This window comes from Collimonas sp. OK607, assembly GCF_900111995.1.
GTDB lineage: Bacteria > Pseudomonadota > Gammaproteobacteria > Burkholderiales > Burkholderiaceae_D > Collimonas.
Genome location: NZ_FOKF01000007.1, coordinates 117,944 through 132,426, shown reverse-complemented (window position 1 = coordinate 132,426; position 14,483 = coordinate 117,944). Strand labels below are relative to the sequence as shown.

At 57.1% G+C, this 14,483-nt stretch carries 12 protein-coding genes; 5 read left to right on the top strand and 7 right to left on the bottom strand.

Annotated elements, in window-relative coordinates; all coding sequences use genetic code 11:
• Positions 1-26 precede the first annotated feature (26 nt).
• Entirely contained in the window at positions 27-1,028 is a 1,002-nt protein-coding gene (locus BM029_RS07440) for a GlxA family transcriptional regulator (protein ID WP_244544949.1), read from the top strand.
• A 14-nt stretch (positions 1,029-1,042) separates the two neighbouring features.
• On the opposite strand, the gene BM029_RS07435 is transcribed toward BM029_RS07440, so the two are convergent.
• The 7 genes from BM029_RS07435 to BM029_RS07405 form a co-directional block, all read right to left on the bottom strand.
• Entirely contained in the window at positions 1,043-1,654 is a 612-nt protein-coding gene (locus BM029_RS07435) for a nucleotidyltransferase family protein (protein ID WP_092434202.1), read from the bottom strand.
• 12 nt (positions 1,655-1,666) lie between these two features.
• Positions 1,667-2,566, bottom strand: coding sequence for a GNAT family N-acetyltransferase (locus BM029_RS07430; protein ID WP_170851016.1), 900 nt, complete (start codon positions 2,564-2,566; stop codon positions 1,667-1,669).
• 129 nt (positions 2,567-2,695) lie between these two features.
• Positions 2,696-3,988, bottom strand: coding sequence for an MFS transporter (locus BM029_RS07425; RefSeq protein ID WP_092434197.1), 1,293 nt, complete (start codon positions 3,986-3,988; stop codon positions 2,696-2,698).
• Between the two features lie 29 nt (positions 3,989-4,017).
• Complete coding sequence (glp, locus tag BM029_RS07420; protein ID WP_092434195.1) at positions 4,018-5,337, bottom strand: molybdopterin molybdotransferase MoeA; 1,320 nt, start codon at positions 5,335-5,337, stop codon at positions 4,018-4,020.
• 4 nt (positions 5,338-5,341) lie between these two features.
• Positions 5,342-5,965 (bottom strand): molybdenum cofactor guanylyltransferase MobA, encoded by a 624-nt coding sequence (mobA, locus tag BM029_RS07415; protein WP_092434192.1) that lies wholly within the window; start codon positions 5,963-5,965, stop codon positions 5,342-5,344.
• A gap of 12 nt (positions 5,966-5,977) precedes the next feature.
• Entirely contained in the window at positions 5,978-7,102 is a 1,125-nt protein-coding gene (moaA, locus tag BM029_RS07410; protein ID WP_092434190.1) for a GTP 3',8-cyclase MoaA, read from the bottom strand.
• 217 nt (positions 7,103-7,319) lie between these two features.
• Entirely contained in the window at positions 7,320-10,478 is a 3,159-nt protein-coding gene (locus BM029_RS07405; RefSeq protein ID WP_092434187.1) for an Rne/Rng family ribonuclease, read from the bottom strand.
• Positions 10,479-11,117: 639 nt separating this feature from the next.
• On the opposite strand from BM029_RS07405, the gene BM029_RS07400 reads away from it, so the two are divergent.
• The 4 genes from BM029_RS07400 to BM029_RS07385 all read left to right on the top strand — a co-directional run bounded on the left by BM029_RS07400 (position 11,118) and on the right by BM029_RS07385 (position 14,433).
• On the top strand, positions 11,118-12,224 hold the full coding sequence (locus BM029_RS07400; protein WP_092434183.1) for an RluA family pseudouridine synthase: 1,107 nt from the start codon (positions 11,118-11,120) through the stop codon (positions 12,222-12,224).
• A 100-nt stretch (positions 12,225-12,324) separates the two neighbouring features.
• Positions 12,325-12,984 carry an HAD-IIIA family hydrolase gene (locus tag BM029_RS07395; RefSeq protein WP_092434180.1) on the top strand — a complete coding sequence of 220 codons (660 nt, stop codon included), beginning with the start codon at positions 12,325-12,327 and terminating at the stop codon, positions 12,982-12,984.
• A 36-nt stretch (positions 12,985-13,020) separates the two neighbouring features.
• Positions 13,021-13,392 carry a Rieske (2Fe-2S) protein gene (locus tag BM029_RS07390; protein WP_092434177.1) on the top strand — a complete coding sequence of 124 codons (372 nt, stop codon included), beginning with the start codon at positions 13,021-13,023 and terminating at the stop codon, positions 13,390-13,392.
• Positions 13,393-13,449: 57 nt separating this feature from the next.
• Entirely contained in the window at positions 13,450-14,433 is a 984-nt protein-coding gene (locus tag BM029_RS07385) for a S49 family peptidase (protein WP_092434174.1), read from the top strand.
• Positions 14,434-14,483 lie beyond the last annotated feature (50 nt).

The following is a 14,483-nucleotide window of genomic DNA, read 5'->3' as shown; positions in this document are numbered from 1 at the left end:
TCATGAGTAAGCTTAAAATGGCAAGAATGGACATAAAACAATCATTTTCTGCCAAGTCTAGCCAGCCGGCTCTTCGTATCGGTTTGCTTTTGTATCCCGGATGCATGCCGGCAGGATTGTTTGCATTTGCGGATCTTGTTTATGCCGCGAATCGGCGTGCCGGCGTGCGTCTCTTTGAAGTGGTTTTCGTTGCGGAGCAGGCCGGCGTTGTTGAATGCGCTCACGGTCAATCGCTCGCAGCTGGCGAATCGATTCCGGGCGCTAATCTCGATGCCATACTGGTGCCGGGTTTTTGGGCAGAATCGTCACAGCAGGTATCGGACGAACTTGCCATCAATGCGAACTTGATCGCGGCGTTGGCAGGATTGCAGAAGAGCGTCATGATGTGGAGCTACTGCACCGGCGTCTGTTTGCTCGCTTCCACGGGACGGTTGAATGGCCAGAAAGCGACGGTTACGTGGTGGCTGGCCGATGCGATGCGGCGGCGTTATCCGAAAATTCTTTGGCAAAACGAGCGAACCAGCATTGTTAACCTGCGCACGGCTACCGCCTCTGGCGTCAACGGCTATTTGCCGATCGCCCAGGCCTTGATAGAGAAATATCTCAGCGTTGAAGCCTATCGGGATTTGACCAAGCTCATGGTGTTGCCGCGTCCCGAGCGCACCCATCATGTGTTTCAGGCGATGAATCTGATCGAACAACCTGACCGGCTGCTGCGTAAGCTGTATGCAGTGGCGGAACAAATGCCTGCGACCGAAGCGACGGTACATCACTTGGCGCAGGAATTGCATATTTCGGAACGGACTCTTGCGCGGAAAGTTATCGCGGCCACGGGCTTGTCGGTCGCAAACTATGTTCGACGAATCAAACTCAACCAGGCAAGCGAGCGTCTTATCCTGACATCCGTACCCGCCAGCTCCATCAGCGCAGAGCTTGGTTTTAGCAGCGATTCCAGCATGCGCCGCATGTTCAAAGACCTTACTGCACTTACGCCGGCGGAGTACCGTCAAGCGTTTGGCCGCAACTGAATTTTCTCCGGGAATCACTTTAGAGGCAAACCCTGGGTTGGCTTTTCCCATTTACAATTCACGACTGGTGGGCTTGCCGCGACACGCAATAGAGGCCAGTGATCGAGCCAGTTCTTTTGCTGCAGGCGGCGGTCGAATATTGGGCGCTTTTCGCCGGCGAAACGTGGCGTTGGCCTGACGATAGCCCGGTACAGATCGTTTAACTCAAATGGCGCTGCCAATTCCAGATCGCCATGACCGGTGTATCTGACTGCCACAGCAGTTGCGGTCTCTGGCCAGAAACGCATGGCATCGATGCTCGACTGGTAAGGCGCATCGCCATTGCGGGTATGCATCCGGCTTTGATTTTTCACCGACCAGGCGATCGAATCATCACTATTCTTCAGGCGACTTTCTAGTTCCAAATCGATGTCCGCGCTGTTCCTGGAGGAATCGAACCAAATCACGTCGACATCTCCGGAGGGTAATGAGGGTGCTCTTCCGTGCAAAAAATCCCAGACTGCATTTCTGATAAAGCCAGCCGCGATCCAGCAGTCCGGCAGATCGAGGGAATGTACCAGCGCTATCAGGCGCTGCCGCACCGGATCCGCTCGCAACAAGGATTTGAGGTCATCGCTGTATTTCATGCTTGCGCAAACCTACCCGAGCGACAGGTACATAGGTACAAAGCATATGCCATGTTTTTCAATTTTTGGACCGGTTTTGACGAAGCCGAAGCGCTCGTATACGGGCAATGCAAAGGGCGAAGAATTGACTGTAAAGCCTTCAAGTTCCAGGTCAGGGGCAGAGCTTAACGCTGCCTGCCAAAGCCGGGTAGCCAGGCCTTGGCGCTGGAACTGCGGGGCTACGAACAGGTGGGAGATGTGGCAGCGGTCGCGGATGGTAATGAAGCCTGCCAGCACTTCGCCGGCAAACGCCGCGATGTAGAGGTAGCGCGGATCAGAAATGTAGCGGGCTTCAGCTTCGGTGGAGACTGATGCGAGAAATTGTTCGGCGCCGCTGCCATCCGCGCTGATCGTGAATTCATGCAAAAACTGCAGGATCAGAGCGTTAATTGCTGCGGCATCATCGACGTGGGCGGGGCGAAACTCGAATGCACTTGCCACGGCAGCTGCCGTTTCGGTTGGCAACGGTTTCCACATCAGGTGCGACCTTGTCTCATATCCCAGCTCTTCATAAAAGGCGATTGCCCGCTGGTTGAAATCCCACACCGTAAGCCGCAAATCGCTGGCGCCCTGAGAGGTAGCCCAAGCCTCAATCGCAGACATCAGGCTGCGCCCGATACCGCTGCCGCGATGCGATACGCTGACTGAAATCGAACCGATCCGGAAAAATTTGTGCGGATGCACCAGGCTGCCGGTTTCTTCGCTTATTTGTGCCGTTATCATCCCCGCTGCCTGACCGTCAATGTCAGCGATCATGATCAGCGCGCCGTCGTGCAACAAGCAGGCGCGCCAATAATCCCAGTCTCGCTCCGGCGCTGCTTCTGGCGCAAACACAGTCGGCCATGCTTCGTGATGCAAAAGATTGACTTCCATCCCAAGCTTGCAGATCGTCAGGAGGTCGGCTTCAGTTGCGGTTCGTATGATCATGGGAATATAAAAAGAGAACTTGTCAGCGCGCGCTTACGCCGGAATCAATCATAAATCATCAACCCATCAAGTGGGCTAATTATAATTCCGGAATGCAGCAGGATATTCTCGCTGATACCAGCCGTTAGCAACGTCGTGATCGACGCTCAGGAATTCACGCATTTTCGGAATCAGCGCGAGGCCGATGCTAAGCAGCGCGATCAGGATACCGAATAGCACATAACATTGCGCCACCGAGGCGTGCAGCAAGGCGATGCCTGCGACGGCCGGCCCCAGTGTCGACGAGATCTGCCACGCCATCGTATTGACCGATGCGTGTCGTGCGCGATAGTTGGGCGGCATCGCCAGCAAGCGGTGCGTGACGCCGACAAATTGGGTGGTCGATTGCGAGATGCCGAGCATGAAAAATGCAGTTGCCAACAGCAACGGCGATGCGGTCAGGCCCACCAGCAGGAGCGCGGCGGCGCGTAGCTGGGCCGCACCTATCAATGCCCCGAAGCGTCCCAGCTTTCTTGAGAAAAAAGAGGCGCAACCGAGAAAGCCGAGGAACATGCCGGACATGATGCCCATGTTCGTCGCGCCAAGCCAAAATGCTGACAAGCCAAGGCTGGTCACCCTGAGTGTCGCCATCATGCCGATAGTGGGCGCATAAAACATGCCGATGACCAGCGTCACAATGGTCCAGTGACGTTCCAGCGGAATATGCCATTTCATGCGCAGGCCTGCTTTCAGCTCGTGCAGCCATTGCGTGAGCCCAGGCGCCGCGGGTTTACCCGCTGTCACAGCCTTGGGTAATCTGGTGGCGGCAAACGCTGCGATCAACAACAAGGCCACATGTACCCAGAGCGCGCTGGCGACGCTGCTGGCGGCGATCACGCTGCCGCCCAGCGCTGGCCCCATGATGCCGCCAAGAGAGCCGCTGACTTTTTGCATGCTCAAGGCGAGCGATAGTTTTTCTGCCGGCACCAGTTCCGATGCGATGGTCTGGATGCACGGCATGATGATCGCCATGGCGCAAACGCCGATCATCTCGCAGGCGATGATCAGGTAGAGATGGTAAACATTCGTTTGCGCCAAAAGTGCCAGGGCCACGCTTTCAATTGCGATGGCGATGAAGCCGATCGCCATCAAACGCTTCTTGGGGTAGCGGTCGCCTAACGGGGAGAGCAGGGGAATTGCAAGCAGGCTCGCAGCTGCAACGGTCACGCCAAAGGTCGCAAGGTCGCGAGCGCCGCCATGCTGGGCGATCCACCAGGCGATGGTGATATTGCCAAGCAATAGCGCACTCAGCGTTGCCATCTCGCTGATCAGCACCAGCATGAAGGGTCTGCCCAGTTGCTGCAGGTCGTGCCGGTATTGTTTGAGCATGTTTTAATCGTGCCTGGCTGTCGCCCGGATCAGATCAAACCGTCAAACAGGATCACCTCGACTGTATCGCCGCTTGCCACGTCAGCCTGTTCATGTGCCAGCACGATCATGCAATTGGCTTCCGCCATGGAGCGCAAGATGCCGGAGCCCTGGGCTGCGGTAGGGCGCACCGTCCACTGGCCATCGCTCAAGCTCAGGATGCCGCGCTGGTATTCCGTGCGGCCCGGCCGTTTGCGAATGCCGACCGCAGCGGTGGCGCGCATCAGCGGCAGTGGCGCGACCTGCGCCCCCATCATCTGCAGCAGAGCGTCGCGCGCAAAAAAATAAAACGACACCATGACCGCAACCGGATTGCCGGGCAGGCCGAAAAACAGGGCTTGCTTGCCGGCCGATGTGATGCTGCCGAATGCCAGCGGGCGGCCTGGCCGCATGCCGATTTTCCAGAAGGCGACATCGCCCAGTTGCGCCATCATTTGTTTGGTGTGATCTGCATCGCCGACCGAGACGCCGCCGGAGGTGATGATGGCGTCGGCGTTTTCGCAAGCGCTGCGAAAAGCGTTTTCCAGTGCCTGCGGATCGTCGCCCACCACGCCCATGTCGATGATGTCGCAGCCGAGCCGTTGCAGCATGCCGTACAGGGTGTAGCGATTGGAGTCGTAGACGCAGCCGGGATCCAGCGCTTCGCCGACCGAGCGCAACTCGTCGCCGGTGGAGAAAAATGCCACGCGCAGACGACGTCTTACCGGGATTTCGGCAATCCCCAGCGAGGCTAGCAAACCGAGATCGGCTGGGCGCAGGATGCGGCCCTGACCGATGGCAATTGAACCGGCTTTCAGATCTTCTCCAGCCAAACGACGATTTGCGCCCGGCTTGACGGCGGCCAACGGGATGGTGACGGAATCGGCCGGACCGCCGGGCGCGATGTTCACAAATTCCTGCGGGATCACGGTGTCGAGCCCGTCCGGCATCAGCGCGCCGGTCATGATTCGTATCGCCTGGCCGCGCGCCAGCGTTCCCTCGTAGGCGCGGCCGGCATGGGCGGTGCCTGCCACGCTCAGCACGGTATCGGCGTCGGGCAACAGGTCGACGGCGTTGAACGCATAACCGTCCATGGCCGAGTTGTCATGCGCCGGGACGTTGATGGGCGAGATGATGTCGCTTGCCAGCACCCGGTCAAGGGCGCTGCGCAGTGCCACTTTTTCAATCGCGGTGACTGGCGTGATGCAATCGTGAATGATGGCTTGCGCTTGCTTGACCGGCATCGCATGCGGATCGTAGTCCGACAGGCAACTGGTCAGTTGGGACAAGGACTGTTTGGCTGGGGCTGGGCGGACATTCAAATTGGTCATTGCATTATCGCTGTTGTAACTGTTCTCGGGTATTGATGTTACGGAAAGCGTCGGCGTCGGTAAACAGCGTTACGCAATAGTTTAGGCGGCTATACCACGTTTCCATCTTACGCCCGCCACCATGCAGGAAGTCATTGAGCTCGGTTAATAAACCGGTTTTCAGGAGCATGAATACCGGCTGCGGCTGGATCTTCCGGTCGCCTGGGTCGCTATGGTCGATTGTGGTCGCCACCGCCAGGTCGGCATTGGCGTTTTGCAGCGCTTGCGCCAGACGCGCCACCAGATCATGCGGCAGATAGGGCGAGTCGCAGGGGGCTGTCACCAGGTACGGACTGGTGCAGTGGTTCAGGCCCGCCTGCAGGCCCGCCAGCGGGCCGGCAAAGTCAGGCTGCTCGTCCGGCCAGACCGGATGCCCGAATGCCGCGTAGCTGCTCTGATTGCGGTTGGCGTTGATGATCAGGCTGTTGACCTGAGGCGCCAGGCGCGCAATGACGTGCGCCACCATCGGCTGGTCATCGAGCAGGGCCAGGCCCTTGTCGACGCCGCCCATGCGTGTGCCGCGGCCGCCGGCCAATATCAGGCCGGTGATGTTCTGCGCAACGGGAGCAAGGTCGGGATCGGCTTTCATGGCGTGACTTGGTCAACCGCCTATGTACGACATTTCCACTTTCTTGCGGGGGGATGCCAGACCCTCGGTGTTTTGCGTCCGCAATTCGGAATAACGATCGTCACGCGCACGCCACAACTGGCCGATTACGCTGGAGATCTCCGGATCGCTGCATTCGCTGCGCAACAGCGCGCGCAGATCGTGGCCGGCGCTGGCAAACAGGCAGGTGTACAGCTTGCCTTCGGTCGACAGGCGGGCGCGCGAACAGTCGTGGCAAAACGCCTGGGTGACGCTGGAGATCAGTCCGACTTCGCCAATGCCATCGGCATAACGCCAGCGCTGTGCGGTTTCGCCAACGTAGTTGGCTTCTACCGGTTGCATCGGCAGTTCGGTCTGGATCAGTTGTGCGACTTCGGCAGAGGGCACCACTTCATCCATCTTCCAGCCGTTGGAGGCGCCCACATCCATATACTCGATGAAGCGCAGGATATATGGCGTGTTCTTGAAGTAACGCGCCATCGGCAGGATTTCCTGATCGTTGACGCCACGCTTGACTACCATGTTGACCTTGATAGGTCCCAGTCCGACCTGATGCGCGACTTCCAGTCCGCGCAATACCTCGGCAACCGGGAAATCGGCGTCGTTCATGCGTTGGAATATGTTTTCGTCGAGTGCATCCAGCGAGACGGTGACGCGCTTGAGGCCGGCATCTTTCAACGCCTGCGCTTTTTTTGCCAACAGCGAACCGTTGGTGGTCAGGGTCAGGTCGAGCTCCTTGCCATCCGGCGTCTTCAGGGCGCTGAGCATGGCAATCAGCGTTTCTATGTGCTTGCGCAGCAGAGGCTCGCCGCCGGTCAGGCGGATCTTGTGGACGCCATGGGCGACGAACAAACTGGCCAGCCGGGTAATTTCTTCAAACGACAGCAATGCGGTGTGCGGCAAGAATGCATAGTCCTTGTCGAACACTGCGCGCGGCATGCAGTAGACGCAGCGGAAGTTGCAGCGGTCGGTGACCGAGATGCGCAAGTCGTGTAGCGGCCGCCCCAGTTCATCGGCGATCAGGCCGGTCGGCGCTTCAAGGATGGAGGGCAAGGTCGGTGGCAGGGACGGCGGCAAGAAACTGCGGCTATCGATCAGCGGGATGACTTTTTTAGTCATGATGTGTGTCTGCAAAGGTGTGCAATGTCTTGCATCTCTAAATTGGGTGGTAACTTCTACAAGATACCATGAGCATCGTTTTTTAGCTGCGGCGGACCGAGGAAAGCGGGCCGGTCCGGTTTTCAAACAGGTGCAGACGTGACAAAGGGAGTCAGAGACTCCCTTTGTTTTATTGCCATCGCGTTACACCGCTAATAACTTGCGGTGAACCGTCAGCTTACGACTGTGAGCGCTGGGTTTCGACTTGAACCAGCGGCTCGCTGGTTTGCGTCGGCAATGGCTTGCGTTCGCGCGGCACACGTGGTGCCGGAGCGATGCTTGCGGTTGCTTCCTGCGCTGCACGCAGTTTGCTTGGATCGGTTGCCGCCAGTGTCAGACCTGCTGCAGCCAAAACGCTTTGCAAATCTTCAACCTTAGGCGATGCCGCTACGCTCGGCATGGCTGTCTTGATGACGGCCGGCGCCTCGGCTACCGGTGCTGGTGCAACAACTGGAGCAATTACCTGAGCCACCGGAGCTGCCGTTTCAGCAACTACCGGCGCTGCGGTTTCGATTTGCGGCTCTGCTGCCGGTTGGCTGGCAGCGATAGCGGCTACTTCAGGCAGTACCAGTTGATCCGGTACGGCTACTGCTGCCGAGACCGGAATAACGACTGGTTCAGGTTCGGCTGCAGGCGTTTCGACAATAGGTGCAACAACTGGTGCTGCAGCAACTGGCTCAGGGGCCGGGGCTGCTGCTACCGGCGTCACTTCGGCTGCGACCGGAGCTGTTTCCTTCTGTGTTTCAACTTGCGGCTCAACTTGCTGCGGGACCAGCGGTGCAGCGATTGCGTTCGACAGCGCCGTCGGAGCGGGCGCCGCTTCAAATGCCGGAGCGCTCACTTCTTGCTGTGCAGGAATTGACGAGGCCATCATCGGTACGCTGTGGCTGACCAGTGCGGCAGGCTCAGCATGAACCGGAGCATTGTCCGTTGTTGTTGCGGGTGCAACAACAACGCTGGCTTCTGCCGTATCTGCTACTGCAGCGGCTTCGCCGGTTTCGACTTCATCGTTGCTACCTTCGGTCGTGCCTTCGGCGCTGTCACGATCGCGACGATTGCGGTTACGGCCACCGCGACGACGACGACGACGTGGTTCTTCGTCTTGCTCGCCGGCTTTGACTTCGGTGCGTCCGCTATCGATTTGCGTTGTTTCCGCAGTATCTGCAATCGCGGCTACAGCGACGCCTGCAGTGGCGACTACGCCACCCTTGAGCAAGGTGTCATCGATTTTTTCTTCGCTCAGGTTTTCCTTGCGCTCTTCGCGTGGCGGACGCGGTGGGCGTTCGCTACGTTCGCGCCGGCCTTCGTTGCGATTTTCCGCTTTGCTGTCGCCGGCGTCACGTTGCTCTCTTGGCTCCCTCTGTTCTTTAGGTTCGCGCGGAGGGCGTGGCAGACGTGCTTGCTGGTTTTTAGCTTCTTTGGCTTCTACCGTCTCAACCACCGGTTTCTTGGCGGCGTCGTCGCGTGTTTCCGATTTGCCTTCGCTGCCATCGCGATTGCGACCGCCACGATTACGGCCGCGCTGACCACGATTGTTGCGGTCTCCACGGTCGCCGCGTTGTTGCGGGCCCTTGCTTTCCGCAGTAGCGGCAGGAGCCACTACCGGCGCAGCTGGTTTGCTGAAGAAGAAACCGAAGATCTTGCCGAGGAAACCTGTTTCTGCAGGAGCGGCAGCCACTGCTGTCGGACGCGCTGCTGTTTCTGCCGGCTTGCGCTCGACGATAGGCGCTGGCTGGTCAGGCGTAATGCCCTTGACCACGGCTTCCTGACGCGGCTTGCCTTCTTCTTTTTGGGTTTTGTTGTAACCGATGTCGGTATCGGCTTGCTCTGCCATGGCATAGCTGGCCTGGGTTTCTTCCAGGCGAGGATCGTCGTGCTTCAGGCGTTCCAGCTTGTAATGCGGGGTTTCCAGATGCTTGTTCGGGATCAGGATGATGCCGACCCGGTGACGGGTTTCGATCTTCAGGATCTCGCCGCGTTTTTCGTTGAGCAGGAAAGCAGCAACGTCGACTGGCGCCTGGACGTGGATCGCTGCCGAGTTTTCTTTCATCGCCTCTTCCTGGATGATGCGCAGGACTTGCAGGGCGGACGATTCGGTATCGCGGATATGGCCGGTGCCGTTGCAACGCGGGCAAGTCACATGGCTGCCTTCCGACAGCGACGGACGCAGGCGCTGGCGCGATAATTCCATCAGGCCGAAACGTGAAATCTTACCCATCTGGACGCGGGCGCGGTCATAGCGCAGTGCATCTTTCAGGCGGGTTTCGACTTCGCGCTGGTTCTTGGAGTTCTCCATGTCGATGAAGTCGATCACGATCAAGCCACCGAGGTCGCGCAAACGTAATTGACGTGCAACTTCTTCCGCTGCCTCGCAATTGGTGTTGAATGCGGTGGTTTCGATGTCGCCGCCGCGGGTAGCGCGCGCCGAGTTGACGTCCACGGAAACCAGGGCTTCGGTGTGGTCGATCACGATCGCGCCGCCGGATGGCAGGGGCACGGTGCGCGAGTACGCGGTTTCGATCTGGTGTTCGATCTGGAAACGGGAGAACAGCGGCACGTCGTCGCGGTAACGTTTTACGCGGTGCACCATGTCGGGCATGACGTGGGCCATGAACTGCTGGGCCTGGTCGTGGATTTCATCGGTATCGATCAGGATTTCGCCGATATCCGGTTGGAAGTAATCGCGGATCGCGCGAATCACCAGCGACGATTCCTGGTAAATCAGGAACGCGCCATTACCTTGCGTGCCGGCACCTTCAATAGCGCGCCAGAGTTGCATCAGGTAATTTAAATCCCATTGCAATTCATCAACGTTGCGGCCGATACCTGCAGTACGGGCAATCACCGACATGCCGTTCGGCAGGTCCAGCTTGTCCATGGTTTCGCGCAGTTCCTGGCGATCTTCACCTTCAACGCGACGGGAAACACCACCACCGCGCGGGTTGTTAGGCATCAGGACCAGATAACGGCCAGCCAGTGAAACGAAGGAGGTCAGGGCCGCGCCTTTATTGCCGCGCTCTTCCTTTTCGACCTGCACCATGATTTCCTGGCCTTCGCGCAGTGCATCTTTGATCGATGCGCTACGAACGTCTACACCTTCTTTAAAGTAAGTGCGGGCAACTTCCTTGAACGGCAAAAAGCCATGACGCTCTTCACCGTAGTTGACGAAGCAGGCTTCCAGCGACGGCTCGATACGGGTAATCACACCTTTGTAGATATTGGACTTGCGTTGTTCGCGTCCGGTGGTTTCGATATCGATGTCGATGAGCTTTTGCCCGTCAACAATCGCCACGCGCAGTTCTTCTTGCTGCGTGGCATTAAACAACATGCGTTTCATTTTTCGCTCCGTGACCCTTGGGTCAATGCAATGGCGCTTAAAGATTGCTGTTCTTCAGCATTTCTGTCAGCGACAAAAAGTACAAGGATGTACGCGAGAACGGAGTGTCTGGGGGGAGAGAATTGCCTTGGTGTGTTTGCGCCAATCTACAAAGTAGGGCGCAGTGCACAGGCGCGGATGTAGTGCTGTCGCGGTACTGAAAAACTTTACTGAACGCTCTATTGAAAACCACCAGCGTGCACCGGTACAGCGTCTTGCGATTCGCGGAACGCGAGCACGACGCCTGGCGGTGAACAGCTTGACAGAGCCAAATAAAGCATTGGTTTCAGTAAAAAATATACGACAAATTTATAAGCACTACATCAACCGGCGAGCTCGTCGCAATCGTAACGTCGTTACAATCGCATCGAGCTCGCCGGACTTTATCCTAATCATCCAGACATTCTTGTTCAGCATCCGTGCGCGTTATCCGATGACAACAACGGTGCGACCTTGACTCGCGCAGGGGTGATGCGTACACATTTCCCATCAAATTTGCAAATTGGCGAGGCTGATGGGCGCGCCTCTGTGTAGAATGGTCTTTTTATTCTTACACCAGCAACTGTTTTCTAACAATTGCAGAACAATTATATATTCAAAATGAAGGACTTAGCGAGATTTTCTGGAGGACGGGTTGAGACTCGTTCCAAGGCGCGGACACAGGCCGCGCCCAAGCATAAGGCCGACCGTAATGTAGCCGTAAAGCAAGAGGTGTCGGCGCCGCCGCCACCACCGCCACAAGCACTTGCCGTGCAGTTGTTGACTATCGGGGAAGAAGACGCCGGTCAACGCATCGATAATTTTTTATTGCGTATTTGCAAAGGAGTGCCCAAGAGCCATATTTATCGTGTGCTGCGCTCCGGTGAGGTCAGGGTTAACAAAGGCCGCATCGACCAGACTTACCGATTGGTGGAAGGCGACGTGATCCGGGTGCCGCCGATTCGCATTGCTGAAAAGCAAGAAAAAGTGGTGCCGGGCGCGGAATTCAAGATATTGCTGGAAGATAATCATTTGCTGGTGATCGACAAGCCGGCTGGCGTTGCCGTGCATGGCGGTTCCGGCGTCAGTTATGGTGTCATTGAGCAACTTCGTGCAGCCCGTCCGCAAGCCAAGTTCCTGGAACTGGTGCACCGGCTGGATCGCGATACTTCAGGCATATTGTTGCTGGCGAAGAAACGTTCTGCGCTGACCAATCTCCACGAACAGATGCGCGACGGCGATACCGACAAGCGTTACCTGGTGTTGGTGCACGGCGACTGGCAAAATGAGCGCCAGCACGTCAAACTGGCCTTACATAAGTATACGGCGGCCGATGGCGAGCGCCGCGTCCGGGTACAAGCCGACGGACAGGCATCGCACACGATTTTCAATCTGATCCGCCGTTACGGTGATTACGCATTGCTCGAAGCCGAGCTAAAGACCGGCCGCACCCATCAAATCAGGGTGCATCTGTCAGCCAGCGGCTTTGCGATTGCTGGTGACGACAAATATGGCGACTTTGCCTTGAACCGGACTTTGCAGAAGGCCGACGGCCAGCGTATTGCCCTGAAAAGAATGTTTTTACATGCTTATCAGATTACTTTCGCCCACCCTGAAACGGGTAAGCCGGTAACCCTTAAGGCGCCGTTGCCGCCGGAATGCGAGAAGTTCCTGAAGAGTCTCCCGAAAAATGTCCCTGAGGCAATATCGGAAGCCAAGGGCGATTAGAATATATCAGTTAGTATTTGTTTATCGGCTTGTCGATTTTGCTATCGGCGAGCTGCAACAGACAACGACAACAGGAATTGGCAAAGGATTGTCAGGCAATATGGCACGAAAAAAATTTGACTTGATCGTATTTGATTGGGATGGCACCTTGATGGACAGTACGGCCATCATCGTAAAGTGTATTCAGGCGGCGGCCAGGGACCTGGGGCTGGCAATTCCGGACAACAAGGCAGCTTCGCATGTGATCGGGCTTGGTTTGACGGAAGCGATGCAGGTGGCGATGCCGGGCCTGGAGCCTGGCCAGTATCCGCGAGTGGTGGAGCGTTATCGCTATCACTATCTGGCACAAGACCAGGACCTCACCTTGTTTGACGGCGTACGTGAAATGCTGGCGGATCTGTCACAGCAGGGATATTTCCTGGCGATCGCTACCGGCAAGAGCCGGGTCGGGCTGAATCGCGCCTTGCACGAGACTAAATTGCTGTCGGTATTCGACGCCACTCGCTGTGCCGACGAAACCTTCTCGAAGCCGCATCCGGCCATGCTGCAGGAGTTGACCCGCGAGTTGGGGCAAGACCTGAAACGCACCGTGATGATCGGCGATACCACGCATGATCTGCAAATGGCGATCAATGCCGGTGCGGCGGGTATTGCGGTTCAATATGGCGCGCATCCTGCCAACGAACTGGATGTGCTGAAGCCGTTGTTCAATGCAAGCTCGACGGTGCAGTTGCATGCCTGGCTTAATGAGAACGCGTGATTCCAGGCCAGCTAAACGACAACTGAGCGACGCATCGTGAACGATATCCGTATCCCCATCTGTGCTTCTTCCGCGCTGGCAGAGCGCGGCAAAGGCATGCGCTTTGCAGTTACGGCATGGGGGGAAGATGCGGTGGCGTTTGTCGTGCGCCACCACAATATCGTCCATGCTTACCTGAATCGTTGCGCGCATATTTCGCTGGAGCTGGACTGGAATGAAGGCGAGTTTTTCGAATCCAGCGGTTTGTATCTGATGTGTGCAACGCATGGCGCGGTGTATGAGCCCGAAACCGGGCACTGTGCCGGCGGTCCATGCCGCGGTGGCCGTTTGCACAAGATTATGGTTGAAGAAAGCAATGATCAGGTGTTCTGGATCCCTGATGAATACATACGGCCGGCAGTCGCCTGAGATTGCATGGCTGCCGTATTCAATAACGATTTCGGATAAACGAAGTGAGTGAACGCCATGAGCAATAACGAATTTGATAATGTGGGAGCTGCCGTGCCTGCTAAAAAAGAGGGTTGGGAGCGCGAAGTGCTGGAGAAGCTGGCGTTCGCTTCGTTGCGCGAGCAGCGCGCGCGGCGCCGCTGGGGTATTTTTTTCAAGCTGGCTTTTCTTGGCGTGATCGGTTTCGCGTTTTGGCTCGGCATGAACTATGAAGGTTCGGATACGCAAACCGTCGGTGCGCATACTGCGCTGGTCAAGATCAATGGCGCGATCGAATCGGAAGGTAACGGTTCAGCCGCCGTAGTGGTGCCGGCGCTTGATAATGCTTTTGCCGCAGACGATTCGGTCGGCGTAATATTGCGCATCAACAGCCCTGGCGGCAGTCCGGTGCAAGCCGGCATCATCAATGATGAAATCGCTCGTTTGCGCAAAGAGTATCCGAATAAGCCGCTGTATGTAGTGGTCGATGAGATGTGCGCGTCCGGCGGTTACTACATCGCTGCTGCGGCCGATAAGATCTATGTCAATAAAGCCAGTATCGTCGGCTCGATCGGCGTGCTGATGGATGGCTTCGGTTTCACCGGATTGATGGATAAGGTTGGTGTTGAGCGGCGCTTGCTGACTGCTGGTGAGAACAAGGGTTTTCTCGATCCGTTCAGCCCGATGAGCGCTACCCAGAAAGGTTATGCGCAAACCATGCTGGCGGAAATCCATCAGCAATTTATCGATGTCGTGCGCAAGGGCCGTGGCGCGCGCCTGAAAGAAACACCGGAAACTTTCTCCGGCCTGTTCTGGAGCGGCTCCAAGGCGATCGAGATGGGTCTCGCGGATGGCTATGGAACGGTAGACAGCGTTGCGCGCGATGTCTTGAAGCAGGAAGATATTGTCGATTACACCAAGAGCGAAGGTTTGCCTGACCGCTTGCTGAAAAAATTCGGCGTGGCGATGGGCGCCGGTGTGGTGCAATCCATGGTGAATAGCGTAAAGCCAAGTTTGCGTTGAGTTTGATTCAAGAGCCCGCTCGCGCAACATTGCGAGCAGGCCTTGAAGGC

Excerpts from the sequence above, each read along its gene's own strand:
- BM029_RS07435 (WP_092434202.1), bottom strand. The coding sequence starts at position 1,654 with ATGAAATACAGCGATGACCTCAAATCCTTGTTGCGAGCGGATCCGGTG.
- BM029_RS07405 (WP_092434187.1), bottom strand. The coding sequence starts at position 10,478 with ATGAAACGCATGTTGTTTAATGCCACGCAGCAAGAAGAACTGCGCGTG.
- moaA (WP_092434190.1), bottom strand. The coding sequence starts at position 7,102 with ATGACTAAAAAAGTCATCCCGCTGATCGATAGCCGCAGTTTCTTGCCG.
- glp (WP_092434195.1), bottom strand. The coding sequence starts at position 5,337 with ATGACCAATTTGAATGTCCGCCCAGCCCCAGCCAAACAGTCCTTGTCC.
- BM029_RS07440 (WP_244544949.1), top strand. The coding sequence starts at position 27 with ATGGACATAAAACAATCATTTTCTGCCAAGTCTAGCCAGCCGGCTCTT.
- BM029_RS07425 (WP_092434197.1), bottom strand. The coding sequence starts at position 3,988 with ATGCTCAAACAATACCGGCACGACCTGCAGCAACTGGGCAGACCCTTC.
- BM029_RS07400 (WP_092434183.1), top strand. The coding sequence starts at position 11,118 with ATGAAGGACTTAGCGAGATTTTCTGGAGGACGGGTTGAGACTCGTTCC.
- BM029_RS07395 (WP_092434180.1), top strand. The coding sequence starts at position 12,325 with ATGGCACGAAAAAAATTTGACTTGATCGTATTTGATTGGGATGGCACC.
- BM029_RS07385 (WP_092434174.1), top strand. The coding sequence starts at position 13,450 with ATGAGCAATAACGAATTTGATAATGTGGGAGCTGCCGTGCCTGCTAAA.
- mobA (WP_092434192.1), bottom strand. The coding sequence starts at position 5,965 with ATGAAAGCCGATCCCGACCTTGCTCCCGTTGCGCAGAACATCACCGGC.
- BM029_RS07430 (WP_170851016.1), bottom strand. The coding sequence starts at position 2,566 with ATGGAAGTCAATCTTTTGCATCACGAAGCATGGCCGACTGTGTTTGCG.